Origin of the sequence: Qipengyuania nanhaisediminis, assembly GCF_900115585.1 — a bacterium.
Taxonomy (GTDB): domain Bacteria; phylum Pseudomonadota; class Alphaproteobacteria; order Sphingomonadales; family Sphingomonadaceae; genus Qipengyuania; species Qipengyuania nanhaisediminis.
The window spans coordinates 266,209-291,874 of record NZ_FOWZ01000002.1 but is presented as its reverse complement, the minus strand read 5'-3'; the positions used below and the strand labels follow the sequence as shown (position 1 = coordinate 291,874).

24 protein-coding genes and 1 pseudogene are annotated in these 25,666 nt (G+C 61.1%); 17 read left to right on the top strand and 8 right to left on the bottom strand.

Translation table 11 applies throughout. From position 1 onward, the window contains the following. The first annotated feature begins 106 nt into the window (after nt 1-106). From BM173_RS07000 to BM173_RS06960, 9 genes are all read left to right on the top strand, one after another. Nucleotides 107-1,261 carry an acyl-CoA dehydrogenase family protein gene (locus BM173_RS07000; RefSeq protein WP_218152632.1) on the top strand — a complete coding sequence of 385 codons (1,155 nt, stop codon included), beginning with the start codon at nt 107-109 and terminating at the stop codon, nt 1,259-1,261. Nucleotides 1,262-1,315: 54 nt separating this feature from the next. Continuing rightward, nucleotides 1,316-1,630, top strand: a complete 315-nt coding sequence (locus BM173_RS06995; RefSeq protein WP_090479216.1) for an FtsB family cell division protein — start codon at nt 1,316-1,318, stop codon at nt 1,628-1,630. 125 nt (nt 1,631-1,755) lie between these two features. After that, nucleotides 1,756-2,838: a pyruvate dehydrogenase (acetyl-transferring) E1 component subunit alpha gene (pdhA, locus tag BM173_RS06990; protein ID WP_090479213.1), complete on the top strand. Its 1,083-nt coding sequence runs from the start codon at nt 1,756-1,758 to the stop codon at nt 2,836-2,838. Nucleotides 2,839-2,841: 3 nt separating this feature from the next. Next, the gene (locus BM173_RS06985; protein WP_090479211.1) at nt 2,842-4,224 is read left to right on the top strand and encodes a pyruvate dehydrogenase complex E1 component subunit beta; all 1,383 of its coding nucleotides are present in this window, start codon (nt 2,842-2,844) and stop codon (nt 4,222-4,224) included. Between the two features lie 216 nt (nt 4,225-4,440). Continuing rightward, nucleotides 4,441-5,682, top strand: a complete 1,242-nt coding sequence (locus tag BM173_RS06980; RefSeq protein WP_177201833.1) for a pilus assembly protein TadG-related protein — start codon at nt 4,441-4,443, stop codon at nt 5,680-5,682. After that, complete coding sequence (locus tag BM173_RS06975; RefSeq protein WP_090479206.1) at nt 5,679-6,137, top strand: TadE/TadG family type IV pilus assembly protein; 459 nt, start codon at nt 5,679-5,681, stop codon at nt 6,135-6,137. Before BM173_RS06980 ends, BM173_RS06975 begins: the two co-directional genes overlap by 4 nt. Continuing rightward, a complete protein-coding gene (locus tag BM173_RS06970) occupies nt 6,137-6,541 on the top strand; it encodes a TadE/TadG family type IV pilus assembly protein (RefSeq protein WP_160594923.1) in 405 nt (134 codons plus the stop codon). Before BM173_RS06975 ends, BM173_RS06970 begins: the two co-directional genes overlap by 1 nt. Nucleotides 6,542-6,608: 67 nt before the next feature. Then, entirely contained in the window at nt 6,609-7,280 is a 672-nt protein-coding gene (locus BM173_RS06965) for a hypothetical protein (protein ID WP_090479201.1), read from the top strand. 34 nt (nt 7,281-7,314) lie between these two features. Then, nucleotides 7,315-7,785, top strand: coding sequence for an EF-hand domain-containing protein (locus tag BM173_RS06960; RefSeq protein ID WP_090479198.1), 471 nt, complete (start codon nt 7,315-7,317; stop codon nt 7,783-7,785). Here BM173_RS06960 and trmFO read toward each other — a convergent pair whose 3' ends face one another. Beyond that, nucleotides 7,786-9,153, bottom strand: a complete 1,368-nt coding sequence (gene trmFO, locus BM173_RS06955; RefSeq protein ID WP_090479195.1) for a methylenetetrahydrofolate--tRNA-(uracil(54)-C(5))-methyltransferase (FADH(2)-oxidizing) TrmFO — start codon at nt 9,151-9,153, stop codon at nt 7,786-7,788. It lies immediately after the preceding gene. A 68-nt stretch (nt 9,154-9,221) separates the two neighbouring features. Between trmFO and BM173_RS06950 the strand changes: the two genes are divergently transcribed. Further along, on the top strand, nt 9,222-9,893 hold the full coding sequence (locus BM173_RS06950) for a lysoplasmalogenase (protein ID WP_090479192.1): 672 nt from the start codon (nt 9,222-9,224) through the stop codon (nt 9,891-9,893). Here the strand turns inward: BM173_RS06950 and BM173_RS14860 are convergent. From BM173_RS14860 to gyrA, 3 genes and pseudogenes are all read right to left on the bottom strand, one after another. After that, nucleotides 9,890-10,165: a TauD/TfdA dioxygenase family protein gene (locus BM173_RS14860; protein ID WP_281247530.1), complete on the bottom strand. Its 276-nt coding sequence runs from the start codon at nt 10,163-10,165 to the stop codon at nt 9,890-9,892. The two genes, BM173_RS06950 and BM173_RS14860, sit on opposite strands and share 4 nt — an antisense overlap. A 110-nt stretch (nt 10,166-10,275) precedes the next feature. Then, nucleotides 10,276-10,731: pseudogene (locus BM173_RS14855) on the bottom strand (TauD/TfdA dioxygenase family protein); the annotation flags it as partial. Next, nucleotides 10,728-13,562 (bottom strand): DNA gyrase subunit A, encoded by a 2,835-nt coding sequence (gene gyrA, locus BM173_RS06940; RefSeq protein ID WP_090479190.1) that lies wholly within the window; start codon nt 13,560-13,562, stop codon nt 10,728-10,730. The pseudogene BM173_RS14855 and the gene gyrA, both read right to left, overlap by 4 nt. A 302-nt stretch (nt 13,563-13,864) precedes the next feature. Here gyrA and BM173_RS06935 point away from each other — a divergent pair, with 302 nt between their 5' ends. Next, nucleotides 13,865-15,154 (top strand): hypothetical protein, encoded by a 1,290-nt coding sequence (locus BM173_RS06935; RefSeq protein ID WP_090479187.1) that lies wholly within the window; start codon nt 13,865-13,867, stop codon nt 15,152-15,154. Nucleotides 15,155-15,217: 63 nt separating this feature from the next. Here BM173_RS06935 and BM173_RS06930 read toward each other — a convergent pair whose 3' ends face one another. Both BM173_RS06930 and BM173_RS06925 read right to left on the bottom strand, forming a co-directional pair. Then, nucleotides 15,218-15,943 carry an NYN domain-containing protein gene (locus BM173_RS06930; RefSeq protein WP_090479185.1) on the bottom strand — a complete coding sequence of 242 codons (726 nt, stop codon included), beginning with the start codon at nt 15,941-15,943 and terminating at the stop codon, nt 15,218-15,220. A 34-nt stretch (nt 15,944-15,977) separates the two neighbouring features. After that, entirely contained in the window at nt 15,978-16,616 is a 639-nt protein-coding gene (locus BM173_RS06925; protein WP_090479182.1) for a carbonic anhydrase, read from the bottom strand. Nucleotides 16,617-16,728: 112 nt separating this feature from the next. On the opposite strand from BM173_RS06925, the gene lipA reads away from it, so the two are divergent. Both lipA and BM173_RS06915 read left to right on the top strand, forming a co-directional pair. Next, complete coding sequence (gene lipA / locus BM173_RS06920) at nt 16,729-17,682, top strand: lipoyl synthase (RefSeq protein WP_090480222.1); 954 nt, start codon at nt 16,729-16,731, stop codon at nt 17,680-17,682. Next, nucleotides 17,682-18,137 carry a type II toxin-antitoxin system RatA family toxin gene (locus BM173_RS06915; protein WP_090479179.1) on the top strand — a complete coding sequence of 152 codons (456 nt, stop codon included), beginning with the start codon at nt 17,682-17,684 and terminating at the stop codon, nt 18,135-18,137. The genes lipA and BM173_RS06915 overlap by 1 nt, the downstream gene beginning before the upstream one ends. On the opposite strand, the gene BM173_RS06910 is transcribed toward BM173_RS06915, so the two are convergent. Then, a complete protein-coding gene (locus BM173_RS06910) occupies nt 18,134-18,637 on the bottom strand; it encodes a CinA family protein (protein WP_090480218.1) in 504 nt (167 codons plus the stop codon). The genes BM173_RS06915 and BM173_RS06910 overlap by 4 nt on opposite strands. A gap of 14 nt (nt 18,638-18,651) precedes the next feature. After that, nucleotides 18,652-19,791 carry a bifunctional 2-C-methyl-D-erythritol 4-phosphate cytidylyltransferase/2-C-methyl-D-erythritol 2,4-cyclodiphosphate synthase gene (locus BM173_RS06905; RefSeq protein WP_090480215.1) on the bottom strand — a complete coding sequence of 380 codons (1,140 nt, stop codon included), beginning with the start codon at nt 19,789-19,791 and terminating at the stop codon, nt 18,652-18,654. Nucleotides 19,792-19,870: 79 nt separating this feature from the next. Here BM173_RS06905 and dusB point away from each other — a divergent pair, with 79 nt between their 5' ends. From dusB to BM173_RS06885, 4 genes are all read left to right on the top strand, one after another. After that, nucleotides 19,871-20,890, top strand: coding sequence for a tRNA dihydrouridine synthase DusB (dusB, locus tag BM173_RS06900; RefSeq protein ID WP_090479177.1), 1,020 nt, complete (start codon nt 19,871-19,873; stop codon nt 20,888-20,890). Then, complete coding sequence (locus BM173_RS06895; protein ID WP_245755805.1) at nt 20,887-21,948, top strand: two-component system sensor histidine kinase NtrB; 1,062 nt, start codon at nt 20,887-20,889, stop codon at nt 21,946-21,948. The genes dusB and BM173_RS06895 overlap by 4 nt, the downstream gene beginning before the upstream one ends. A 3-nt stretch (nt 21,949-21,951) precedes the next feature. Beyond that, nucleotides 21,952-23,364: a nitrogen regulation protein NR(I) gene (gene ntrC / locus BM173_RS06890; protein WP_090479171.1), complete on the top strand. Its 1,413-nt coding sequence runs from the start codon at nt 21,952-21,954 to the stop codon at nt 23,362-23,364. Nucleotides 23,365-23,425: 61 nt separating this feature from the next. Continuing rightward, the gene (locus BM173_RS06885; RefSeq protein WP_090479167.1) at nt 23,426-25,666 is read left to right on the top strand and encodes a sensor histidine kinase; all 2,241 of its coding nucleotides are present in this window, start codon (nt 23,426-23,428) and stop codon (nt 25,664-25,666) included.

Genomic DNA, 25,666 nt, shown 5'->3' with positions numbered 1-25,666 from the left:
AAACCAAATACGGGGACGCGCCCCGAAAGTCAAGAAACCAACGGAGCGCAAGATGGCCTGTTCCGACGGATTGCCTTCCGGACGGGACGAGTCCATGTGTCGATCGATGGCAAAAGAAGACCTAGATGAAATCCGCCGCGCCGTGAGCGCAGTCTGCTCCGATTTCCCTAGTGAATACTGGAGAGAGAAAGACCGCGAGCGCGCCTATCCGGCAGAATTCGTCGATGCGATCACGCGGGCTGGTTTTCTCGCGGCGCTCATCCCGGAAGAATACGGCGGCAGTGGTCTCAGACTCGATTCCGCGGCGGTCATCATGGAGGAAATCCAGGCATCCGGCTGCAACGGCTCCGCCGCCCATGCCCAGATGTACGTGATGAATACGCTGCTTCGCTACGGCAGCGAGGAACAGAAGCGCAGCTATCTTCCGGGCATCGCCAACGGAGACCTGCGCCTGCAGGCATTCGGCGTTTCCGAACCGACGAGCGGAACCGACACGCTTTCCCTGCGCACCTTCGCCAAGCGGGAAGGCGACGAATATGTGATCAACGGCCAGAAGATCTGGACGAGCCGCGCCGAACATTCCGATCTCATGGTCCTGCTGGCACGCACGACATCGCGTGACGAGGTGGCCAAGAAGACCGAAGGCCTCTCGCTCTTCCTGGTCGACATGCGCGAAGTGGTCGGGAACGGCATGACCATCAAGCCGATCCGCACGATGATGAACCATTCGACGACCGAGGTTTTTTTCGACGACATGCGTATCCCGGCGTCGGCGCTGATCGGGGAGGAAGGGAAGGGGTTCCGCTATATCCTGTCGGGCATGAACGCCGAGCGTATCCTGATCGCCGCCGAATGTATCGGCGATGCGAAATGGTTCATCGAAAAGGCGAGCGACTACGCCAAGGAGCGCCAGGTATTCTCGCGACCGATCGGCCAGAACCAGGGCGTGCAGTTCCCTATCGCGCGCTGCTACGCGCAGATGCGTGCCGCCGAGCTGATGGTCCACCATGCCGCCGAGGTTTACGACGAAGGCGGGAATGCAGGGGCTGAAGCCAACATGGCCAAGATGCTCGCCAGCGAAGCTAGCTGGGCGGCTGCCGACATGTGCGTGCAGACGCTGGGCGGTTTCGGATTCGCCGAGGAATACGATGTCGAACGCAAGTTCCGCGAAGCTCGCCTGTACACGGTCGCCCCGATTAGCACGAACCTGATCCTCAGTTATCTGGCAGAGCATGTGCTCGGACTGCCGCGCTCCTACTGACGGGACTGCAAATAGCCCTTGCGCGTAAAGGTTAACTGTGATTCTGTGTCCCTGATGAGAGGCAAGGTCAGACTCAACACACGGCAAAGGCAGAAAGCGTCGCACACCGCGGCGCTTGCGGCGTTGCTGGTGATGGGCGGAATTGCCGTGGCCGGACCATCCGGCCTGTTGGCGTGGAGCGAGAACCTGCGCCTCCTCGACCAGCGTGAAGCGCAGTTGGCCGCTTTGCAGAGAGAACGCGCCGCGCTCCAGAACAAGGTCGCTCTGCTGCATCCCGATCACGCCGATCCGGACATGGTTGGCGAACTGCTCCGCAGCCAGCTCAACGTCGTCCATCCGGACGAAGTGGTCATCAAGCTCGACGACTGAGTGGGCTCCAAGCCCTCAATTCCGTAAGGTTTTCGTATGCGCGCAGCTTGGGCGTTGCGCGGCACGGGCCGCTATGCCTATAGGCTGAGCCATATTCCTCCCCGGAAGATAAAGGAAGCTGTAGTTTGGCAAAGGCCCCCAAGAGCAAAGCAGCCGCAAAGGCCCCCAAGAGTCCCGCTGAAGATACGGATTTCGTCCTGCACTCCCTGCAGGAAGAACTGGAAAAGAAGCAGCGCTTCGATGCCAGCACCGACCAGATGATGCACTTCTACGAACAGATGCTGCTCATCCGTCGGTTCGAAGAGCGGGCAGGCCAGCTCTACGGCCTCGGCCTCATCGGCGGTTTCTGCCACCTCTACATCGGGCAGGAAGCCGTTGCCATCGGCCTGCAGTCCGCGCTCGACGGGGACAAGGACAGCGTGATCACCGGCTACCGCGATCACGGCCACATGCTCGCTTACGGTATCGATCCCAAGGTCATCATGGCCGAGTTGACCGGTCGCGAAGCCGGCATCTCCAAGGGCAAGGGCGGGTCGATGCACATGTTCTCGACCGAACATAAGTTCTACGGCGGCCACGGCATCGTCGGCGCGCAGGTCGCGCTTGGCGGAGGCTTGGCGCTCGCGCATCAGTACAACGAAGACGGCGGCCTGTGCCTTACCTATTTCGGTGACGGGGCGGCGAACCAGGGCCAGGTTTACGAAACCTTCAACATGGCCGCGCTTTGGAAGCTTCCCATCGTATTCGTCATCGAGAACAACCAGTACGCCATGGGCACCGCGGTCAGCCGTTCGTCCGCGGAAACCGAATTCTTCCGCCGCGGCACTGCGTTCCGCATCCCGGGGATGAAGGTCAACGGCATGGATGTCCTCGAGGTTCGCCAGGCGGCCGAGATCGCGTTCAAGCACGTGCGCGACGGCAAGGGCCCCGTCCTGATGGAATGCGAAACCTATCGCTATCGCGGACACTCCATGTCGGATCCTGCTAAATACCGCACGCGCGAGGAAGTGCAGGACATGAAGGATCACAAGGACCCGATCGAGGGCTTGAAAAAGGTCCTGCTGGAAAACGGCGCGAAAGAGGAAGACTTGAAGGCCATCGACAAGGACATTCGCAAGGTCGTCAGCGAGGCTGCCGACTTTGCCGAGAATTCGCCCGAGCCGGAGGCTTCCGAACTCTACACCGATGTCTTGGTGGAGGAGTATTGAGCCATGGCTATCGAACTGAAGATGCCCGCGCTGTCTCCCACCATGGAAGAAGGTACGCTCGCCAAATGGCTCAAGTCGGAAGGTGATGCCATCGAGATCGGCGACATCATCGCCGAGATCGAAACAGACAAGGCTACGATGGAATTCGAAGCGGTCGATGAAGGCACGCTGGGCAAGATCCTGGTCGAAGAAGGCACCGAAGGCGTGAAAGTCGGCACGGTCATCGCCATGCTTGCAGGCGAGGGCGAAGACGCCTCCGACCTCACAGCTCCTGAAACCGCCGAAGTGGATGACGTTCCGGGCGAGGGCAAGGACGTCGGCCAAGACGCTTCGGAAGCCGAGATCACCAAGCCTGCCCGCAAGGCGGACGTGAAGGATCCCGAAGTTCCGCACGGCACGAACATGGCCAAGGTCACCGTCCGCGAAGCGCTGCGCGATGCCATGGCCGAGGAAATGCGCCGCGACGAGCGCGTCTTCGTGATGGGCGAGGAAGTGGCCCAGTACCAGGGTGCCTACAAGGTCACGCAGGGGCTGCTCGACGAATTTGGCCCCAAGCGCGTGATCGATACGCCGATCACGGAATATGGCTTTGCCGGCATCGGTGCCGGTGCAGCGATGGGCGGGTTGCGCCCGGTGGTCGAGTTCATGACCTTCAACTTCGCGATGCAGGCCATCGACCACATCATCAACTCCGCAGCCAAGACCAATTACATGTCCGGCGGACAGATGCGCTGCCCGGTCGTCTTCCGCGGCCCCAACGGTGCGGCAAGCCGCGTCGGCGCGCAGCACAGCCAGAACTACGGTCCCTGGTATGCAAGCGTGCCCGGCCTGATCGTCATCGCGCCGTTCGACAGCTCGGACGCCAAGGGCCTGCTCAAAGCGGCTATCCGCTGTGAAGACCCGGTGGTCTTCCTCGAGAACGAACTCGTCTATGGCCGCACGTTCGAACTGCCTGAACTGGACGACCATGTGCTGCCGATCGGCAAGGCCAGGATCATGCGCGAAGGCAGCGATGTGACTATCGTGTCCTATTCCATCGCTGTCGGCCTCGCGCTGGAAGCGGCAGAGGAACTGGCTGGTGAAGGCATCGATACCGAAGTGATCGACCTTCGCACCTTGCGCCCGCTCGACAAGGAGGCGGTGCTGAAGAGCCTTGCCAAGACCAACCGTGTCGTCATTGCCGAAGAGGGTTGGCCCACTTGCTCGATCGCTTCGGAGATCACGGCGATCTGCATGGAGGAAGGCTTCGATCATCTGGATGCTCCTGTCACGCGGGTATGCAACGAAGATGTGCCGCTCCCCTATGCCGCCAATCTGGAAAAGATGGCGCTGATCGACAGCGCGCGCATCGTCGAAGCTGCGAAGAAGGTTTGTTACCGGGACTAGGGATCACGCCTCCGCCACCTGCCGGGCTGATTCGCTTTTGCCGCTAGGTTCTGTGACGCGTTAACCTCTCTCCCAAAGTCAGGGACTCGCTGCGTTCTCCGTGTTCCGGAAAGGCGCGGCATCTCATTTTAACCTGTCCTTAGGGCTGTTGTTTTACCTCGCCGACATCCGGGGACCCTAAGAGGGAGCCTCGACATGTTGGATATGGGGTACGCAATGCTTCGCAAAGCGGTGCAGTTTCTGAAGCAGGTTCGCGACGATGCGCGTGGCAATGTGCTCGTGCTCGTGGCCGCTTCGCTTGTTCCCATGGTCGGCACCATGGGCCTTGCCGTCGACGCAGCCCAGTGGATCAGCTGGCGCCGCGATCTCCACAGCGCCGCCGACGCGGGCGCGATGGCTGGTGCGCTTGCCATGAAGAATGGTGAAGACGTGAAGACCGTCGTCACCAAGGTCCTCGGCGAAAACTACCAGCACATCTACACCATCGATGCGATCGAAACGCCGCCCACTGCCGGTGACTTCGCAGGCGACAACAGCATGGTCCGCGTCGTGCTCAGCACTTCGCGCGAACTGCCGTTCTCCAGCCTGTTCCTGGCGAATGCTCCGACGATCAGCGTCGAGGCCGTTGCGCAGTCGAGCTCGGAAGTCCCGAACTGCATGATCGCGCTCGATACGAGCGGTACAGGACTGACGATATCCGGATCGGCGAGTGTGGACATGAACTGCGGTCTGGCATCGAACTCGAACTTCGACGCGACAACTTCGGATCACATCCGCGCAGGTGCGCTGTCTGCAGTAGGATCCGTCAACGCAGGCGGGTCGATCACCACCGACACTGCGGTCCACAACGGCATCTCCCCAGTCAAAGACCCATTCGACGGAATAATCTTCGACCCTGCAATTTCGTCGTGCAACGCTGCCCAGCGCATCAAGAATACAACGATATTGGGGCCGGGATGCTATGAGGGCATTACGATCAATGCCAAGCAAACTCTGACACTTCTCCCAGGTACATATTACATCGGAAGTGGCGGTCTGGTCGTGAACGGGCAGGCTACTCTAGAAGGCGATGGTGTTACGATTGTTTTCACGAGTACGTCTATTCCCTTCAACGACAAGAAGGTCGGAACATTCACCGGTAATGGTACTGCGGAAATCAAGCTGAGTGCTCCGGACACCGGCCCGTATGAAGGGGTCGTGATCCATCAAGACAGCCGAACTCCTCCTGGCACCTCCATGTTCATTACCGGCGATAACGGTTCTATTTTCGACGGCTCCATTTACGCCCCTTCGACCACGGTAAGCTTCAGCGGAAACTCCGGCATGAATACCGACTGCCTGCAGATCGTTAGTCAGTTCATCACCTTCACCGGCAACACGAAGGTTGTGAACCGCTGCCGCGCCGGTCGCGGTGTGGCCTCTTTCTTCGGTGACGACGTCTTGAGGTTGCGCAAATGATCTCTGTTGTTTCAAAACTCATCCGCAGCACGCGCGGCAACGCGACGATCGAGGTTGCTCTGGTCATGCCGCTCGTCCTTGCGATGGCTCTCGGCGGCATCGATTTTGCCATGGGCTATCGCCACAAGATCGAAATGCAGCAAACTGCACAGCTGGGCGCGGAATATGTGATGGGCACCCTTGAGGATGTCCCGGCGGATCCGATCGTGGCAAAAGCTATTAGTGACGCAACGGGCATGCCCGGTGGCGCAATCAAGGTTCAGACCCGGATCGAGTGCGATGGAAACAAGCAGACCATCGGCGCTCCGTTTTGCGTCAATCCCACAGCCGTCGAAACGAAATACATGACGATTACGGTCACCGAGGACTGGGAACCGATGCTCAACATCAAGGGCATCGCGGATTACGCCACCAAGCAAACGCATGTCGGTTCGGTAACGATAAGGACGCAATGATGCTGAAAAGGATCAAGACCTTCCTGCGCGACAACCGTGGAACTGCCGCGGTCGAGTTTGCACTCGTACTGCCGCTGACCGTGACGATGCTGCTCGGCACGCTCAACATGAGCATCTACCTGTTCTTCCAGAACTCGCTTTCCTCGGCTCTCGACGAGGCATCGAGGGCGGTTTCCGTCTGGCCGGTGCCGTCCGATGCCGAATTGCAAACCGAATTCACCGATCACTTGCTCAGCGCACAGCAATTCGGGAATGCCCAGCTCGCCATCACGCATGGCACCGATGTGTCGGGCAGGGACTATGTCGATCTGGAAGCGACAGGCGGGATCTATGTGAACCTCGTCTTTGTCGACCTGGGCACCATTCCTGTGCGCCTGACAAAGCGGTCGTACCCGCAGCTCTGACGCCCATTCAGACGTGCCAGGAAGGGCGCGTCTTGCGCCCGACCTACATGTTCGTCATGGCGAGGGCATGGTCGAAACAGCCCAAACCCGCCAACAGGATCTTGCTGAGGAAGTTCAGCTAGCCCTTGCTTATGCACGCCCGGCTGACCGACCTCTGTTGAGGTCCATGTTCGAACTGGATCGACGGCTTGCAGGCGTTGTGGCCACAAGCAGCGAAACCGTTATCGGCCAGATGCGGCTTGCTTGGTGGAGGGATCTTCTCTGCAAGCCGGCAAGCGAAAGGCCATTGGGCGAACCCTTGGTCACGAGCATTAGTGATGCTTGGGGCGAGGAAGCGGAAGCGCTCACAAAGCTTGTCGATGGCTGGGAAGCGCTACTGGTTGCAGAAGCCCTCGAACCCGAGACCCTGGATCAGTTCTGTAAAGGACGTGCCAGTGCATGGAGTGCGGCTGTTCGCGGACTAGGCTTTGCCGAAGCCGAGCAAGATAACGCGCGCCTTGCGGGCTATCGATGGGCTCTGGCGGATCTGGCTGCGCATCTATCCGATGAAAATGAGCGCAACCTAGTCCTCAGCCGTGCGGACACAACTCCGGGACATGGGGCAATGCACCGTCGCGCGCGCCCCTTGGCAATCCTGTCAGGACTGGCCGAACGCTCACTAACATCGGGAGGCAAGCCTTTGCTTGAGGGGCGGGGGGCAGCACTACTGGCCTTGCGTATAGGGATTTCCGGCCGCTAGACAGTGACTTAACGCAGAATTTGGGGGCGCAGGGATGAAGCATGCAATTACCGGGGCCTTGGTCACGCTCGCCGCGATGGGCCTGGGACTTTTCTGGTATCAGGGCAGGGCAGAAGTGGAAGAAGCCGCGCCCCCGCCAGACCTTTCCTCGCTCCTGATCGAAGACGCCGCACCCGAGGGACTGCCGATTGCCGATGCATCCGACATGATCGGGCCGACCCCACCGGAAGCCAGCGAGTTGACCAAGGAGCAGCAACGCTTCTTCCGCTACGATAGGGACCGGGACTGGCGCATTTCGCGCACGGAGATGCTACCCACCCGCAGTGCCGCGTTCAGGAAACTGGACAAGGATGGCAACAACCTGCTGACCTTCGAGGAATGGGCCGTGACCACGGTGGACAAATTTGAGGGTGCCGACGCCAATGGCGACAACGAGCTGACCCCGGGCGAATTTGCCACCACGCGGCCGAAACCCAAAAAACGGAAAGCGCGCTGCGCCTGCTGATCAGGCAGGCACAGCGTCCAGGCTGGCGATCCATTCGCCCATCTCGGCCTTTGCACGAGAGGTATAGGCTTCCTTGCGCTGCTTCTTCTTCACATCGTGTAGCGGCGGGAAGAGCCCGAAATTGACGTTCATGGGCTGGAACGTGTCGGCTTCCGCATCACCGGTAATGTGGCTAAGCAACGCCCCGAAAGCGGTAGTACGCGGAGGCGCCGTCCATTGCGCACCATTGAGTTCGGCCGCCGCCATCATCCCGGCCATCAAACCGACCGCGGAACTCTCGACATAGCCTTCGCAACCGGTGATCTGGCCAGCGAAGCGGATGTGTTCGGCTCCGCGCAACCGCAGCTGGCGGTCAAGCACGAGCGGCGAATTGATAAAGGTATTGCGATGGAGACCGCCCAACCGCGCGAATTCGGCGTTCTCCAGCCCCGGAATGGTCCGGAACAGCTTAATCTGTGCTCCGTATTTCAGCTTCGTCTGGAAGCCGACCATGTTCCATAGCGTGCCGAGCTTGTTGTCCTGGCGAAGCTGTACCACCGCATAGGGCCAGCGCCCCTGCGGATGCTCTTCCGTGGTGTCATAGGGATTGTCCAACCCGACACCCTTCATAGGACCGTAGCGCAGCGTTTCCACACCGCGCGCCGCCATGACCTCGATCGGCATACAGCCATCGAAATAAGGCGTGTCGGCCTCCCACTCGCGAAACTCCGTCTTTTCGCCGTCCATCAGGCCCTGGTGAAACGCGAGATATTGCTCCTTCGTCATCGGGCAATTGATGTAATCGCCGTCCTCGTTGGAGGCCTCGGTCCGCTTGTTCCAGCGGCTCTGGATCCAGCATTTCGACATATCGATGCTGTCCCGGTGGACGATGGGCGCGATGGCATCGAAGAACGCAAGCCGGTCCTGGCCTGTTGCTCCGACGATGCTCTCGGCTAGCGATTGCGCGGTGAGGGGGCCTGTCGCGACGATGGTCGGGCCGGAAGCGGGGAGGGCATCGACCCGTTCGCGTACCACGGTAACGTTAGGATGTTCGTCGAGCGTGCGCTGCACTTCGGCCGAGAACACATCGCGGTCGACCGCCATGGCGCTCCCCGCAGGAACCCGCGCAACTTCGCCCGCACGCATGATGATGCTGTCGAGCCTGCGCATCTCATCATGCAGCAGGCCGACCGCGTTCTTGTCGCTATCGTCCGAACGGAAGCTGTTGGAGCAAACGAGCTCTGCCAGCCCGTCGGTCTGGTGGGCAGCGGTCATGTCACCGCTGCCGCGCATTTCGGACAAGCGCACCTTGAAACCGCGCCGCGCCAATTGCCATGCCGCCTCGCTGCCCGCGAGACCGCCGCCGATAATCTGGATGTCGTGCGTCATTGCGATGCGCACCTAGTGCTTGCACATGCCCTCTATCAAGGCTTACCGCCCGGCTAAGAGGGGAATCCATGCCGAAACGCGCTTTATCCGAACATCGTCCCTACCTGCTGGCCAGCCTGATCGCTGCTGTGAGCTACTATTTCGTGGCGAACGATCCGATCGGCGGGATCTGGTTGATGGGATGGAAAGCAGCAGGGGTCGGATTCCTCGCGCTTTACGCCGCGCATCGCGGAAAGGGCTTCGATGCATGGCTTATTGCTGCCGTGATGGCCTTCGGAGCGATGGGCGACGCGCTGCTGGAGGTGAGCTTCCTCATCGGCGGGGGGCTTTTCGCGATAGGCCACCTCATCGCGATATGGCTGTACTTGCGCCATCGGCGTGCGGCGACAGCCGGAAGCCAGAAATCGGCGGGGTTAGCCTTGCTGATTTTCACGCCAATCCTTGCCGCGCTACTTACCTATCCGCTTCCAAACTGGGAACTCGCCGCAGGCTACAGTTTCCTCGTCGGCGCAATGGCGGCGGCTGCCTGGACCAGTAATTTCCCGCGTTACCGAGTGGGTGCTGGCGCGGTGTTGTTCGTCGTCTCCGATTTGCTCATCTTCGGTCGGGAAGCGGGCAGGATACCGAACGAGGTCGCGGAATGGCTCATCTGGCCGCTATATTACGGCGGGCAATTCCTGATCGCGACCGGTGTGGTCCAGACCCTGCGGCATCCGGAGCTCAGGGCTGGAAAAGCCTAGGCCTGCCACGCCGCAATGGTCGTGCGGTGCAGTTCGCGCCGCTGTCCCTCGTAGCCCCCGGATGCCTTGTGCAGCACGGCGCGATTGTCCCACATGACGAGCATGTCGGGTTCCCACTTGTGGCGATAGACGAATTCGTCGCGCGACTGCCACTCGGCAAGTTCGGCCAACAGGGCAATCGCTTCTGCCTGCTCCATTCCCTCGATGCCGATAATATATCCAAGCGTTGAATAGAGGCACTCCTGACCCGTTTCCGGGTGTTTCTGGACCAGAGGATGCGTCCTGGTTTCTCGCGCGTCTCATTGGGGCGGATCGCCATCGATCGGCCCTGATCCCTCTCCCCATATGTTCCCTCGGGAGCATAGGCGAGCTGGGCGCTGTGAATGGCCGTCAGGCCTCTCAGGAAATCCTTCCGGTCCTCGGAAAGCGCCTCGAAGGCGGCTTGCTGGTCCGCGAACAGGGTGTCGCCGCCGGTCGATGGAATGTCGACGGCAAGGAGACATGTACCGGCAGGCGGATATTCGAGAAAACTCCAGTCGCTATGCCAGTTCTCCGCGAATAACGGACTGGTTTCATCTGCCTCGCGCAGAATCGCGGCAATGTTCTTGCGGCCTTCGATGGGGTCGAAGAAAGGGTCTTCTCCGAAGCCGCCCATGGCGATGGTGAACCGTTCCAGATCGTCGTCGTCCATGGCCTGGCCAGGAAAGGCCAGCACCTTGTGCTCGAGCCAAAGCTCGCGGATCCGTTGGATGTCTGCTGCGGAAAGAGCTCGGGACAAGTCGACGCCGGTCACCCTGGCGCCGAACGGCCCATCGCTTCTTTCCGCAGTGACAGTCATCCGCCCGGCTCGCCTTCGATATTCTTGTCGGAATGGGCGGTGGTGTAAGGTTCGGTCGTCTTCGCGGCATTGTCCGCGATTTCTTCCGCTATAGCCTCTTCCGCCTCGTTCTCCGGTTCTTCCGTCTCGTCGATCAAAGCCGCACCGACGATCTTCTCGCCCTTGGCGACGTCGAAGATGCGGACACCCGATGATCCGCGACCGGAGATGGCGAAGCCCTTGTGGTCTTCGAACCCGTTGGGAATCTCGTGACGGAAATCGATCGGCAGGCGGATCAGCTTGGCTTGGTCGGTAACGAGCATAAGCTGCGCGCCGTGCCTGACCGGGAAGCTGCCGACTACGGGGCCGTTACGCTCCGGATTGCTGTCGGGCGTGCCAATGTTCGTCAGGCCCTGACCACCGCGCCCGATGGTGCGATATTCGTAAGCCGAGGTGATTTTGCCATAGCCGTTTGCCGTCAGTGTGAGGATGAACTCCTCCTCCTCTTCCATCGAGGCGACGGTATCGGCATCGAGCGTATGGACCGCGTCGTTGTTCTTCCAATGGGCGGCGCGAAGATAGGCCTCGCGGGTCTCCATATCGGCAGTCAGCGGATCGAGCACGGCCATGGAAACAACCTTGGCATCGTTCTTGAGCGTCATGCCGCGAACACCGATACCGGTCCGGCTCTTGGTTTCGCGAGCATCGGTGGCCGCAAAGCGGATCGCCTTGCCGGCGTCGGATGCCAGGAAAACCTCCTGGTTCTCGCTGAGCAATTCGACACCGATCAGACGGTCGCCGCTGCCCTCGACGAAGCCCATGGCGTATTTGCCGTTGCTGGGCACATTGGTGAAGGCATCCATCGAATTGCGGCGGACCATGCCCTGTTCCGTTCCGAAGACGATGTTGAGCTTGGACCACTCGTCCTCGTTCTCGGGCAGGGCGAGGACGTTGGTCACCCGCTCTTCGTCGCCGAGCGGCAGGAGGTTGACCATCGGACGTCCCTTTGTCTGGGGGCTGCCCTCCGGCAGTTTCCAGACCTTCATGCGGTAGACGCGGCCGGTATTCGTGAAGAAAAGCACGGGGTTGTGCGTTGAAGTGACGAACATTTCGACGACTGCGTCCTCGTCCTTCGTCGCCATGCCGGAACGACCCTTGCCCCCGCGTGCCTGGGCACGGAAGGCTTCGAGCGGCGTGCGCTTGATGTAACCGCCGTGAGTAACCGTGACGACCATCTCCTCGCGCTCGATCAGATCCTCGTCCTCGATCCCGTCCCATGCAGGCGCGATCTCGGTGATACGCGGCGTGGCGTAGGTAGCACGAATCTCGTCCAGCTCTTCGCGCATAACGCCGTAAAGCTTCACGCGGTCGGCAAGGATCGAGAGATACTCTTCGATGGCGATCGAGAGCTCCTTGAGCTCGTCACCGATTTCGTCGCGGCCGAGCGCGGTCAGGCGGTGGAGCCTGAGGTCGAGGATAGCCTTCACCTGCCGTTCGGACAGGCGATAGGTTCCGCCGTCCTGTTCGTCGGTCGGTTCGATCGCTTCGACCAGCGCGATATACTGGCCGATGTCGCCAATCGGCCATTCCTTCGCCAGCAACTTGCCGCGTGCTTCCGCCGGGTTGGAGGAGCCGCGGATCATCGCGACCACTTCGTCGAGGTTGGAAACCGCGACCACGAGGCCGAGCAAGATGTGAGCCCGTTCACGCGCCTTGTTCAACTCGAACTTGGTGCGGCGTGTGATGACCTCTTCACGGAAGGTGATGAAAGCCTGGATGAATTCACGCAGCGTCAGGACTTCCGGTCGTCCGCCGCGAATGGCGAGCATATTGGCCGGGAAGCTGGCCTGCGCCGGGGTGTAGCGCCAGATCTGGTTGAGCACGACCTCGGGCGAAGCATCGCGCTTGAGGTCCACGACCACGCGCACGCCTTCGCGGCTCGATTCGTCGCGAATGTCCGAGATGCCTTCGATCCGCTTGTCCTTGGCGGCCTCTGCGATCTTTTCGACCAGCGCGTTTTTGCCGACCTGGTAGGGGATGGCGGTGAGGACGATCGACTGGCGATCCTTTGCCTTGGTTTCCACCTCGTGACGGGCCCGCATAAGGATCGAACCGCGACCCGTGGTGTAGGCAGCACGTGCGCCGCTCTTGCCGAGGATCAGCGGAGCGGTCGGGAAGTCGGGACCGGGGATGATCTCGAACAGTTCCTCGCTCGTGATCCCGGGATTATCGATATAGGCGAGGCAGCCATCGATCACTTCGCCGAGGTTGTGCGGCGGAATGTTGGTCGCCATGCCGACCGCGATACCGCCAGCGCCATTGACCAGCAGGTTCGGGAAACGGGCGGGGAGCACGGTCGGCTCCTGCCGCGAACCGTCGTAGTTGTCGGTGAAATCGACCGTATCCTTGTCGAGATCGTCGAGCAGCGAGTTGGCGACGCGCGCCAGCCTCGCTTCGGTGTAGCGCATGGACGCAGGCGGATCCGGGTCCATCGATCCGAAGTTGCCCTGGCCATCGACCAGCGGCACCCTCAGCGACCAGTCCTGCGTCATGCGGGCCAGTGCATCGTAGATCGCAGCGTCGCCGTGCGGGTGATAATTACCCATCACGTCACCGACGATCTTGGCGCTCTTGCGATACGGCCTGCCGGCGACGAAGCCGCCTTCCTGGCTGGCGAAGAGGATACGGCGATGGACCGGTTTCAGCCCGTCCCGAACGTCGGGCAGGGCGCGGCTGACGATGACGCTCATCGCGTAATCGAGATAGCTGGTCTTCATCTCATCGACGATGTCGATGCGGGTGTATTCGGAGCCCGGAGCCGGGTTTTCCATCAATTCGGTTTCGTCAGACAAAACGCTGTGTTTCCATGATCTGCGATCGAGGGATCAGTTCAAGCCGCCACCTTAGGGGAAGCGGCGGATTCATGCCAATTTCGAAGGGGGAAACGGGGCCGGAATCGGCGCTTTTTCCACATATGTCTTGAGGCCTCTCGCATCGGTTTGCTGAATGGCCGGTCAGGGCGTCATTCAATGTCCATTCAGCGCGAAAACCCTACAAGATTTGCAATGAGAGCGTTAAAAGGCCAATTGCCGCACCGTTGAGTGAATTCGGCGCCCCCGCGCTCATTCCCCCTATCCACTCTTGGGAGTTACATATGATTTTCACCCGTCTTTCCAAGGCATCGAGCACGTCGTCCGCGCTCGCCCTTGCCATGATCCTCGGCGCAACCGGGACAGCTGCGACCGTCGCACTGGAGCAGCCCGCTTTCGCGCAGAAGAAAAAGAAGGACGATAAGGCCGACGCGAAGAAGTATTCCGACGGATTTATCGCAGTCTATCAGCCGATCGCCGCCCAGGTGAACGGCGATGCGCCCGACTGGACCGCGATTGCGGCACAGCGCCCCGCAGTGGTGGCCGCTGTAGAAACCGATGATGACCGCATGATCGCGGGCAACCTCATCTACAGCATGGGCAGCAACCTCGAGAACCGCGAACTCCAGCTTGAAGGCGTCGAACTGATGCTCGCAAGCGGCAAGGTCGCGCCCGAATCCCTCGGCCAGTACAACCTGCTCGCGGGCCAGCTCGCCTATAACTTCGACCAGTATCCCAAGGCGCGTACCTACCTGATGAAGGCGGTCGAGCTTGGTGCGATCGAAAGCCAGCCCGAAGGCCTGATCGCCGAATCCTATTTCAGCGAAGAAAACTACAAGGCAGGCCTCGACTATCTGGCGTCCGCCATCGCCGCGCGTGAAGCCGCCGGCGAGCCGGTCAACGAGCAGTGGGTCCGTCGCGGCCTGCAGATGTCCTACAACAACCAGATGAAGGCCGAGCTGACTGACTTCGCGCAGCTTTTCATCACGCATTTCCCGACCCAGCAGAACTGGGGCGAGGTCGTTGCGATCACCGCATATGGTGGCGGTTGGCAGAACCCGGAAATCCTGGATCTCATGCGCCTTGCACGTGACGCGGATGCCCTGCGCGACGAGCGTATGTACGCTGACTACATCGACAGCGCCGATTATCGCCGTCTCCCCGGTGAAGTCGCTGCCGTCATCAACGAAGGCTACACCAAGGGTACGCTGAAGCGCACCGATACCTATGTCTCGGAAATCTTCGGTATGGCGACTGATCGTGCCAAGACCGACCGCGCCGATCTTTCGGGTATCCTGACCGGTGCACGCGGAGCTTCCGATCTTCGCACCGTCATGACAGGCGCCGACCTCGCGCTCAGCTATGGCGATTACGCAGCTGCCGAAACGCTTTACACGAAGGCCTTGGGCCTCGCCGGCGTCAACTCCGATCTCGCTCACACGCGTCTCGGTATCGCGCAGCTGGAGCAGGGCAAGAGTGCGGAAGCTATCGAGAGCTTCAACGCCGTTGCAGGCCAGCGTGCTGCCATTGCCAAGCTGTGGGCGATTTATGCCGAACAGCAGGGCGGCATGTAAGACTGCAATCTTCTGATTGAGGAGCGGCGCGGATCCCACACGGGGTTCGCGCCGTTTTCTTGTCTAGCGCAGACGCTTGACCCAGACCGTGTTGTCGCGGCGCTCGACCTTGAATTGCTCGATAGCCTCGAACAGGTCCGAAAGTCGCTTGAAACCGTAGTTACGCACGTCGAAGCTGGACCGGTTGCCCGCGATCTGGCCGACCTCTCCCATCTGGGCGAAACCTTCGTCATCTCGCCGGGCGGCTTTCCATGCCGTGCCGAGCAGTTCGACCAGCTCTTCATCGATGCTGCCTTTGCTCTTCTTCCCGTTCTGCTTGGGAGCATCCGCCTCGTCCGAAGCGCCCTTGATGAGGGCATCGATATCGATGAAGCGCGTGCAGGCGCTCTTGAACGCATCCGGTGTCTTGTTCTTGCTCCCGAAGCCGTAGACGAGCAGTCCGTCCTGCCTGAGACGGGTGGCCAACGGCGTAAAATCGCTATCCGAACTCATGATCCCGAAGCCGTCGACCTTCCCTTGATAAAGGAGGTCGATCGCATCGATCGTCATCGCCATGTCGGTGGCATTCTTGCCCGCCGTCATGTCGAATTGCTGGTAGGGCAGGATGCCGTACTTGTGGCTGAGCGGACCCCAGTTTGCCAGGTTCGGCTTGGTGAAATTGCCATAGGCCCGCTTGATGTTGACCTGCCCCAGTTCGGCCATGACAGTCAGGACCGGATCGATCCCCTTGGGCGAGGTATTGTCTGCATCGATCAGCAGCGCGATGTTTTGCAGCGGTTTTTCAGGCATGAAAGCTCAATCGGTTCCGAAAGGGAGGGGCGGCTTATTCCGCTGCGGTGAATTCGCCAGTCTCGGGATCCAGCAGGCGCAGGATGCCGTCGGAGATGGCAAAATGCGCGCCTCTCAGCGAGAGCGCACCGCTGTTTACCTTCTCGTCGACATACGGGAAGGTCATGAGGTTTTGCAGGCTGATCTTCACTGCGGCCAGTTCCATGGCGAGTTCCGCCTCGCGGCCGGTCGTACCAAGCTTCTCGGCAATCGGGCCGCGAACATCGTCGAGCATATCGACCCAGTGGGCCACAAAGCCGCCTTCGCCGATCTCGTTGCCGTGCAGGTCTTGCGTGAGGGCGGCCTGGCAGCCCCCGCACAAGCCGTGGCCCATCACGACGATTTCCTTCACCTTGAGGAACTGGACGGCGAACTCGACTGCCGCAGACACGCCATGACGGCCCGGCGTGGTTTCGAACGGCGGGACGAGCGCTGCGACATTTCGCAAAACGAAAATTTCGCCCGGCGCGACGTCGAGGATCTGCGCAGGATCAACCCTGCTGTCGGAGCAGGATATCACCATCACTTGCGGGGATTGACCTTCGGCCAACTGCGCCCAGCGTTCGCGCTGCTCCTGCCAGTCCGAGCTGCGGAAGTGGCGATAGCCGTCGATCATTTGGTCGAAAGTCTTCATGGCTGGCGTAGCTGCCTTCAAATCGAACCGGAGGCAAGAGCACGAATCGCTTGCCGGATAAGACATACCCAAGGTTGCGGGATACCCTCTTCGCGACTAGATGGGCGGCGCAATGAACGACCTTTCCTCCGCTCCCGCCCCCGAAGACGAACGTCCGCGCAAGCAGCGCAAGCCGGACTGGATCCGGGTGAAGGCACCCGTCAGCAAGGGCTATCAGGAAACGCGCAAACTCATGCGCGACCTGAAGCTCAACACCGTGTGCGAAGAAGCGGCCTGTCCCAATATCGGCGAATGCTGGGACAAGAAGCACGCAACGGTCATGATCCTTGGCGACGTCTGCACCAGGGCGTGCGCGTTCTGCAACGTTAAGACCGGCATGCCGCGCCTCGTCGATCCGATGGAGCCGGAGAATGTCGCGATTGCGGCTGGCCAGATGGGCCTGCAGCACATCGTCATCACCAGCGTCGACCGGGACGATCTTCCCGATGGCGGCGCTGGCCAGTTCGTGAAGGTGATCAAGGCCCTGCGCCGCGAGACGCCCGACACCACGATCGAAATCCTCACACCCGATTTTCGTGGGAAGATGCGCTCGGCGGTAGAGGCGATCTGCGAAGCGGGTCCCGACGTCTATAACCACAACCTCGAAACCGTTCCGCGACTCTACCCCACGATCCGGCCTGGCGCGCGCTACTATGCCTCGCTGCGGTTGCTGGAAGAGGTGAAGTCGCATGATCCGATGATCTTCACCAAGTCGGGCATCATGCTCGGCCTCGGCGAGCAGCGTCTCGAGGTGCACCAGGTGATGGACGACATGCGCAGCGCCGACGTCGATTTCATCACCATGGGCCAGTACCTCCAGCCCACGCCGCGCCACGCCAAGGTGGAAGATTTCGTCACGCCGAAGGCGTTTGCGGCATATGGTTCGATCGCGCGTGCGAAGGGCTTCCTGCAGGTCGCCTCGAGCCCTCTGACGCGATCGAGCTATCACGCGGGCGACGATTTTGCGCAAATGAGGGCGGCGCGCGAAGCCAAGCTTGCGAAGGAGCAGGCGAGGGCGTCCGCCTGATGCCAGGCATCTCGGAGACCCGGCGGCTACCCTATAGCTGCGAGCAGATGTTCGACCTTGTCGCGGACGTCGGCAGCTATTCCAAATTCCTGCCCTGGGTCGTCGCGACGCGGGTGCGCAGCGATAGCGAGACCGAAATGGTCGCCGACATGCTGGTCGGCTTCAAGGCTATCCGCGAAAAGTTCACCTCCCGCGTGGTGAAGAGCCGCCCCGATTTCATCGAGGTTTTCTACGTCGACGGCCCGCTCAAGGATCTCGACAACAAGTGGACGTTCCGCTGCCTGCCCGATGGCGGATGCGAGATCGATTTTTGCGTCGATTTCAGTTTCCGCAATTCAGTCTTCGAAGCGCTGGCAGGCCAGTATTTCGACCGCGCGTTCCGCAAGATGGTCGAAGCGTTCGAAAAGCGCGCCGACGACCTTTACGGCCGCGAAAACGCCGCAGCTAACCTTTAGGGTAGCAGCAGGTCCAGCGCGCAGAGCGTCGCTTCCTTGCGGATGTCGGCACGCGATGTCGGCTCGAAGCGTTTCAACTCGCCTTCCGGTTCACCCTCGTCGCCGCGCACGACCTTGGCGAAGACCACCGTGCCAACCGGTTTGAGCTGCGTTCCCCCGCCGGGCCCCGCCACGCCGCTGATGGCGACGGCGACATCCGCATTGCTGCGTGCAAGCGCGCCCTTCGCCATGGCCCAGGCACAGGCGATCGAGACAGCTCCGAACGTCTCGATAATGTCGAGCGACACATCGAGCATCTCCATCTTCGATTCGTTGGAATAGGTCACGAACCCGCGATCGAGGACTGCAGACGAGCCGGGAATTTCGGTCAGCGCGCCCGCGACAAGCCCGCCAGTGCAGCTTTCCGCCAGAACGACCTTGCGTCCGATGGCCGAGTTCTCCTCGATCACGCGCTTCGCAAGATCGTCGACTTCCTGGGGGAGTAGGGTGTGGAGCGTCATGCTCACCTCTTGAACTAGTTGCGGATGACCGTCGCGATAGCCTGCGCCGCGATACCTTCGCCGCGGCCGGGAAACCCGAGCCTTTCGGTGGTGGTCGCCTTCACCGATATGCGGTCGATGTCAACGCCAGCGAGTTCTGCAATCCGCGCCCGCATTGCTTCGCGATGGGGGCCGATCTTGGGTTCCTCGCAGATAAGGGTGAGGTCGATATTGCCGATCCGGTATCCTGCCTCGCCCACCAGTTTGACGGCGTGGAGCAGAAACTTGTCGCTGCTGGCGCCCTTCCATTGCGGATCGCTCGGCGGAAAATGATCGCCGATGTCGCCGCGGGCAACCGCGCCGAGAAGCGCATCGACAATGGTATGGAGAGCGACGTCAGCATCGCTATGGCCGGACAGGCCCTTGTCGTGCTCGATCCGAATGCCGCCGAGCCACAATTCCTCGCCAGCGACAAGGCGATGCACGTCGAAGCCCATTCCAGTTCTTACGTCCGGGGTCTGACTCACGAAATCCTCCGCAAATGTCAGTTTTTTCAGGCGTTTGTCACCCTCGACCAGCGCCACTTCGCCGCCGTGTGCGCGCAGGACCTGAGCATCGTCGCCGGCATCTTGTCCGCCGGTCCACGCCTTGTGCGCATCGCGGATCGCAGCGAAGCGAAAGGCCTGCGGTGTCTGGACGCGCCGCAAGACGTCCCGGTTTGCAGCCCCGGTCATTACGCCATCAGTGTCGATCGCGAGGCTGTCTACGACGGGGAGGGTGGGTATTGCACCTTGGTGTCGATCCAGCGCCGCCAGCAAGCCGGCGATCACCGCGCGGGGCACATCGGGACGCGCGGCATCGTGGATCAGGACGAATTCGGCCGCATCGATAGTGCCTAGCGCCTTCGACACCGATTCCTGCCGCGTAGTGCCGCCCTCTACTAAGGAGACTTCCATTCCCACCAGGGCCTCACGAGCGAGTTCTTCGCCGCCCGGAGGGATAGCAACGATAACCCGACTGGCACCCGCGGCAATCAAGGCCTCGACCGAGTGCCGCACTACGGGCTTCCCTCGCCAGATAGCGAACTGTTTCGGAAGCGGCTGGCCGGCGCGCACGCCTTTGCCGGCAGCGACCACGATCGCGGCGAAAGAGGGAAGGGGAGGATGGTCTGCCATCGCCTTGCCCGCTAGCCGCTTGCCGTTTTCGCTGCAACGCACTATGTGCCTGCCCAATTATTAGGCACACGCGAAAATCATGAGCGCCCATCCCAAACCGCCCGTAGCACCTGCGCCGATCGATATCGGCAATGTCCGGATCGACACGCCTGTCGTTCTGGCCCCGATGACGGGTGTCACGGACCTGCCCTTCCGGAAGATGGTTCGGCGGTACGGGTCGGGCCTCAACGTGACCGAGATGATTGCGAGCGAGGCCGCAATCCGCGAAACCCGCCAATCCGTCCAGAAGGCCGCTTGGGACCCGACGGAAGAACCGGTTTCAATGCAGCTCGTCGGCTGCGACCCGTCCAGCATGGCCGAAGCGGCCAAGCTGCAGGAAGGAAACGGCGCCGAGATCATCGATATCAATTTCGGCTGTCCGGTCCGCAAGGTCGTCGGCCAACTCGCCGGATCGGCACTGATGCGCGAGGTCGGCCTTGCGACCAAGCTGATGGAAGAGACGGTCAAGGCGGTGAACGTGCCGGTAACGGTGAAGATGCGGATGGGCTGGGACCACTCCGATCTCAATGCTCCGGAGCTGGCGCATATCGCCGAGGATTTGGGCGTGAAGATGGTCACTGTCCACGGCCGCACGCGCAACCAGATGTACAAGGGAAGCGCAGACTGGGCCTTCGTGCGCAAGGTCAAGGACGCGGTTTCCATCCCGGTAATCGTGAACGGCGATATCTGCACCGTCGACGATGCCGCCAAGGCACTCGACCAGTCGGGGGCCGACGGCCTGATGATCGGCCGCGGCGCCTATGGTAAGCCCTGGCTGCTTTCGCAGGTCATGCATTGGTGGCGCACCGGGGACGTGCTCGAAAGCCCGACCTTCGACGAACAGTACGAAGTGGTGGTCGAGCATTACCGCGATATGCTGGAGTTGTACGGCGAGGACGTCGGCGTGAAGATCGCGCGCAAGCACCTCGGCTGGTACACCAAGGGGATGCACGGCTCCGCAGAGTTCCGCAATCGCGTGAATTTTATCGACCAAGCCCCTGTTGTTCTTGATGAACTTGAGCAGTTCTATGAACCGTTCCTCAAACGGCGAGCAGCGTGAGCGAAGCGCCCTCGGCGTCGGTACAGCTTGCAGGAATGGTCTTTGCCGTCCTGCTGGTCGATCCGGAAGGGCTTGTGCATGAAGCCAATCCTTCGGCGGAAGAATTGCTCGGAAGGAGCGCCCGGCGGATCATCGGCTGCAGGCTTCTCGACCTGATGAGCATTGCTCCAGAGCGGGTGGAAAAGTCGCTCCTCGAGACCGACACCCAGCTGATCGCGCGCGGGCTGACCGTCAACGCAGCGGGTCGTGACCATCTCGTCAATCTGAGTTGTTCGCCTTTGCATGCCCATCCGGGTTGGCGTGTCATCACCGTTTCCGAAGCGGGGCAGGGTGGCAACGAGAACGAGGACGACGACCGCACCGAGCTTCGTGCGCCTGCAGTACTGGCACACGAGATCAAGAACCCGCTTTCGGCAATACGCGGCGCAAGCCAGCTTTTAGCGAAACGGGCGAGCGAGCGGGACAAGCCCCTGGCGACCATGATCGAGGGCGAGGTTGCCCGTATCGCCGAACTGATCGACCGCATGCAGCAATTGGGAAGCTCCAATCCCGTCGAGACCGAACCCTGCAATTTGCACGAGGCAATCCGCGGCGCGATGGCCACGGTCAGGGCGGGGCGGTCGAACGCCTGCGAGCTGGTGGAGGAATTCGACCCCTCGCTTCCGCAGGTCCAGGCGGATCGCGGCGCTCTGGAACAAGTGCTCATCAACCTCCTCGCGAATGCCTGCGATGCGAGTGTCGGCGTCGAGGATGCCCGTGTCGTGGTGCGTACCCGCTTCGTTAGCGGGCTGGTCTTTTCCGCCATCAGGCTGGGCAAGCCGGTTCGCCTGCCGGTTGAAATCACCGTCACCGACATGGGCAGGGGCGTGCCGCCGGAATTGCGCGATCAGATCTTCGAGCCCTTCGTATCGGGAAAATCGCAGGGTCAGGGCCTTGGCCTCGCCCTGGTACGCAAGCTGTTGCGCGATATGGGCGGAAGGGTCGCGCATGAACGCGACGAGCGCGCCGGCCTGACCCATTTCCGCATCAACCTGCCAGTCGCGCAGAAGGAAGACTGATCCATGACGAACCGCGTCCTCCTCGTCGAAGACGATCGCGCGATCGCCACCGTCATTACCGAGGCTCTCAGGGATGAAGGCTTCGACGTCACGGCGTGCAGCAGTGTAAGCAAGCGTGACGCCTTGCTCGCAAACCACGGGTTTGACGTCATGTTGACTGACGTCATGCTGGAAGACGGCGATGGCCTGGCGTCGATCTCGAATGTTCATGAAGCCGCCCCGAACATGCCGGTCATCGTTCTTTCTGCGCAGAACACGCTGGATACGGCCGTGAGGGCGAGCGACAGTCACGCCTTCGAATACTTCCCCAAGCCCTTCGACCTCGACGAACTCACGCATGCCGTACGCCAGGCGACCAAGCGTTCTGCTGAAAGCGCCGAGAGCATCGATGGGGAAGGCGAAGGCTCGCTACCTCTCATCGGGCGCAGCAAGGCGATGCAGGACGTCTATCGCATGATCACGCGGGTCCTGCGCAACGATCTCTCGGTACTTGTCACGGGCGAAAGCGGCACCGGTAAGGAACTGGTGGCAGAGGCAATCCACGAACTCGGATCGCGGCGCACCGGCCCGTTTATCGCCGTCAACATGGCCGCCATCCCGCATGACCTCCTAGAAAGCGAATTGTTCGGGCACGAACGCGGTGCTTTCACCGGGGCGGTGTCCCAGCAGATCGGCAAGTTCGAACAGGCAAATGGCGGCACCTTGTTCCTCGATGAAATCGGTGACATGCCCGCCGAGGCGCAGACGCGCCTGCTGAGGGCGCTTCAGTCAGGCAAGATCCGCCGCGTCGGCGGGCGCCAGGAGATCGGTGTCGACGTCAGGATCATCGCGGCGACCAACAAGGACCTTGGCCCGATGATCGCGAACGGATCCTTCCGCGAAGACCTCTACTATCGCCTCAACGTGGTCCCGATCCATCTGCCGCCGTTGCGCGAGCGCCGCGAAGATGTCGGCGCGTTGGTCAAGCACTTCCTCGGACAGGCAGTGGCCGAAGGGCTGCCCAACCACCGCATTTCCGATGCCGCAATCAAGCGTCTGGAAGCGCAGCGATGGAAGGGCAACGTGCGCGAATTGCGTAACGTCGTCTTCCGCCTGGCTTTGACTGCGCGCGAGGACGTTATCGATGCGGACACTGTGGACGATGCTCTGCCAGCCACACAGGAAATGGCGAGTGGAAGCGAAACGCCCTTCGAGACCGCATTGCAGGCCTGGCTGTCGGGAAGCTCCAGCGCGCCCGGCGTCCTTTATCACACTGCGCTCGCCGCGTTCGAAAAGCCATTGTTCGAACATGCCCTGCGCGAAACCGAAGGAAACCAGCTGCGTGCTGCGCAGCTCTTGGGGATAAATCGCAACACCCTTCGGAAACGGTTAAGCGACCTGGAAATAGAGCCTGAACGCTACGTCCGACGACGTTGATGTTCATTTTGTCGTTTTTGACCTTGCATATTTGCAACAGAGGTGTCGTAAACAGGCCACGATGGCGACTTTAGCCGGTTCTACGCAGAAGCGCACTCCGCGCTGGTGGCGACGTTTTGTCGTCGCGTCCCGGCGCGCCAACCTGTTCTCCCTGGTCGAAATCATGGCGGTGGCGATCTTTGCCATCATGGTTGCCACTACGTGGGCCGCATTCACGAGGGCGCCTCCGACGGGCGAGCTCTTGCCGAGCCGTCAGGTCGCGGTCTTGCTTATCGGGACACTTATCCCCGCAATGGCCCTGTTGGTCCTTGCGGGACGCCGGCTTGCCTTGCGCAGGGCTGCGGGAAGCACGGCGCGATTGCATGTGCGGCTCGTGTTTTTCTTCTCGATGATTGCCGCCGTACCGACGCTGCTGGTGTCTGCATTCGCTGCGGTCTTGTTCCAGTCGGGCGTCGACTTCTGGTTCTCCGACAACTCGCGCGGGCTGATGGAAAATGCGAACCAGCTTGCGGAGGTCTATTACGAGGACAACCAGCTCGACCTTGGGCAGGAAACCATCTCGATGGCGATGGATATGCGCTCCATCCTGCAGCAGGTTTCGATTACCGATCCGGATTTCCAGCTGGCTTACCGTTACCAGGCGGAACCGCGTGACGTCATCGAGAGCGCGATCATGCAGGCCATGCCCGACGGGACCTCGCGCGTTGCCGTGGTCTACGGCATCAACCAGGCAAGCGATCCTGTGAGCTTCACCGAAGAGAGCCTGCGGGCGCTTCGTGGAGGCGAGCCGGTGGCGATCAAGGGCAGCCCGGAACGCATCGAGGCCATAGCGCCCATCGACCGGACCGCCGGCATTTATCTCTACACCGCGCGCAACGCCGAGGCGGCCAGCTTCCGGAGTTGGGAAAGCGCGCGTTCTATCTCGACGGCCTATGAAGAACTGACCAAGCGGGCGAGGGCGCTCCAGCTTCGCTTCAACCTCGCGCTGTTCTTCGTCAGCCTTGCCCTAGTCGGATTGGCAGTCTGGTTTGCCCTGCGCTTCGCCGATCGGCAGGTCGAACCCCTGACCGATCTGGTGGCTGCGGCTCGCAAAGTCGGTGCGGGCAACTTTGCACTTCGCGTCGAAGGCCGCACGGGAGCCGACGAAATCGGACTGCTGAACCGTGCCTTCAACCGTATGACCGCACAGATCGAGAAGCAGACCGATGCGCTTGTCGGCGCGAACGAGGAACTGGAGGACCGCCGCAGCTTCATCGAGGCAGTGCTGGAATCGGTCAGTGCCGGCGTCATCACCATCGACGGCAAGCGCCGCGTCCTCCTCATGAATGCGCCGGCCCAGAACATGTTGCTCGAAGGTGGGGAGGGCAGCGAGCATCCCGAAACTCTCGACGCCATGGTCCCGCAAATCGCGGTCCTTGTCGAAGCGGGCCTCGATCGCGGCGTGGTCAGCCATTCGCGCCATGGCGAATTGATGACGCTCGCTGTGCGCCTTGTTCCGGAAGGCGACGGGCATGTCATCACCTTCGAAGACATCACACGCCAGCTCCTCGACCAGCGCCAAGCAGCCTGGTCGGATGTCGCACGCCGGATTGCGCACGAAATCAAGAACCCGCTGACCCCGATCCAGCTGGCGACCGAGAGGCTCAAGCGCCGCTATCGCAAGCAGATCGAGCAGGATGGCGAGCTGTTTGACGAGCTGACCAATACGATCGTCCGGCAGGTCGGTGAACTGCGCACGATGGTGGACGAGTTCTCGTCCTTTGCACGGCTCCCTAAGCCGGTTTTCCGGCAGGAAGACATTCTCGATCTCGTGCGGCAGTCGATGTTCCTCCAGGAGGTGGCTAACCCCCAGGTCAATTACGGATTGACGACTGAAATCGACGGTCCCCTGATGGTCGAAGCGGACCGCCACCAGCTGGGTCAGGCGGTCACGAATATTCTCAAGAATGCCGCCGAGGCGATCGAGGCCCGCGCGGCGAATGCGGAACCTGACTATCGAGGCCGCATCGGCGTCGAAGTGGCAGAAGATGCCAAATTCATCGTGATTGCGATCAGCGACAACGGGATCGGCCTGCCTCAAGACCGTGAACGGATCGTCGAACCGTATGTGACAACCCGAGAGAAGGGCACTGGGCTCGGCCTCGCGATCGTGAACAAGATCGTCGAAGAGCACGGCGGCGAAATGAACTTCTCTTCGATCGAAGAAGGCGGAACGCGGGTCACCCTCAAAATTGCGCGGGATCCGCACCGCGGTCCTGGCATGGGCGAAGAGCGTCCGAATACCGAGAAAGCAGGAAGATAA

Excerpts from the sequence above, each read along its gene's own strand:
- BM173_RS07000 (WP_218152632.1), top strand. The coding sequence starts at position 107 with ATGGCAAAAGAAGACCTAGATGAAATCCGCCGCGCCGTGAGCGCAGTC.
- BM173_RS06995 (WP_090479216.1), top strand. The coding sequence starts at position 1,316 with ATGAGAGGCAAGGTCAGACTCAACACACGGCAAAGGCAGAAAGCGTCG.
- BM173_RS06905 (WP_090480215.1), bottom strand. The coding sequence starts at position 19,791 with ATGGCAGACCATCCTCCCCTTCCCTCTTTCGCCGCGATCGTGGTCGCT.
- BM173_RS06970 (WP_160594923.1), top strand. The coding sequence starts at position 6,137 with ATGCTGAAAAGGATCAAGACCTTCCTGCGCGACAACCGTGGAACTGCC.
- BM173_RS06885 (WP_090479167.1), top strand. The coding sequence starts at position 23,426 with ATGGCGACTTTAGCCGGTTCTACGCAGAAGCGCACTCCGCGCTGGTGG.
- BM173_RS06965 (WP_090479201.1), top strand. The coding sequence starts at position 6,609 with ATGGTCGAAACAGCCCAAACCCGCCAACAGGATCTTGCTGAGGAAGTT.
- BM173_RS06980 (WP_177201833.1), top strand. The coding sequence starts at position 4,441 with ATGCTTCGCAAAGCGGTGCAGTTTCTGAAGCAGGTTCGCGACGATGCG.
- BM173_RS06910 (WP_090480218.1), bottom strand. The coding sequence starts at position 18,637 with ATGACGCTCCACACCCTACTCCCCCAGGAAGTCGACGATCTTGCGAAG.
- BM173_RS06975 (WP_090479206.1), top strand. The coding sequence starts at position 5,679 with ATGATCTCTGTTGTTTCAAAACTCATCCGCAGCACGCGCGGCAACGCG.
- BM173_RS06930 (WP_090479185.1), bottom strand. The coding sequence starts at position 15,943 with ATGCCTGAAAAACCGCTGCAAAACATCGCGCTGCTGATCGATGCAGAC.
- trmFO (WP_090479195.1), bottom strand. The coding sequence starts at position 9,153 with ATGACGCACGACATCCAGATTATCGGCGGCGGTCTCGCGGGCAGCGAG.
- BM173_RS06985 (WP_090479211.1), top strand. The coding sequence starts at position 2,842 with ATGGCTATCGAACTGAAGATGCCCGCGCTGTCTCCCACCATGGAAGAA.
- BM173_RS06915 (WP_090479179.1), top strand. The coding sequence starts at position 17,682 with ATGCCAGGCATCTCGGAGACCCGGCGGCTACCCTATAGCTGCGAGCAG.
- ntrC (WP_090479171.1), top strand. The coding sequence starts at position 21,952 with ATGACGAACCGCGTCCTCCTCGTCGAAGACGATCGCGCGATCGCCACC.
- lipA (WP_090480222.1), top strand. The coding sequence starts at position 16,729 with ATGAACGACCTTTCCTCCGCTCCCGCCCCCGAAGACGAACGTCCGCGC.
- BM173_RS06960 (WP_090479198.1), top strand. The coding sequence starts at position 7,315 with ATGAAGCATGCAATTACCGGGGCCTTGGTCACGCTCGCCGCGATGGGC.
- BM173_RS06935 (WP_090479187.1), top strand. The coding sequence starts at position 13,865 with ATGATTTTCACCCGTCTTTCCAAGGCATCGAGCACGTCGTCCGCGCTC.
- BM173_RS06925 (WP_090479182.1), bottom strand. The coding sequence starts at position 16,616 with ATGAAGACTTTCGACCAAATGATCGACGGCTATCGCCACTTCCGCAGC.
- BM173_RS06950 (WP_090479192.1), top strand. The coding sequence starts at position 9,222 with ATGCCGAAACGCGCTTTATCCGAACATCGTCCCTACCTGCTGGCCAGC.
- dusB (WP_090479177.1), top strand. The coding sequence starts at position 19,871 with ATGAGCGCCCATCCCAAACCGCCCGTAGCACCTGCGCCGATCGATATC.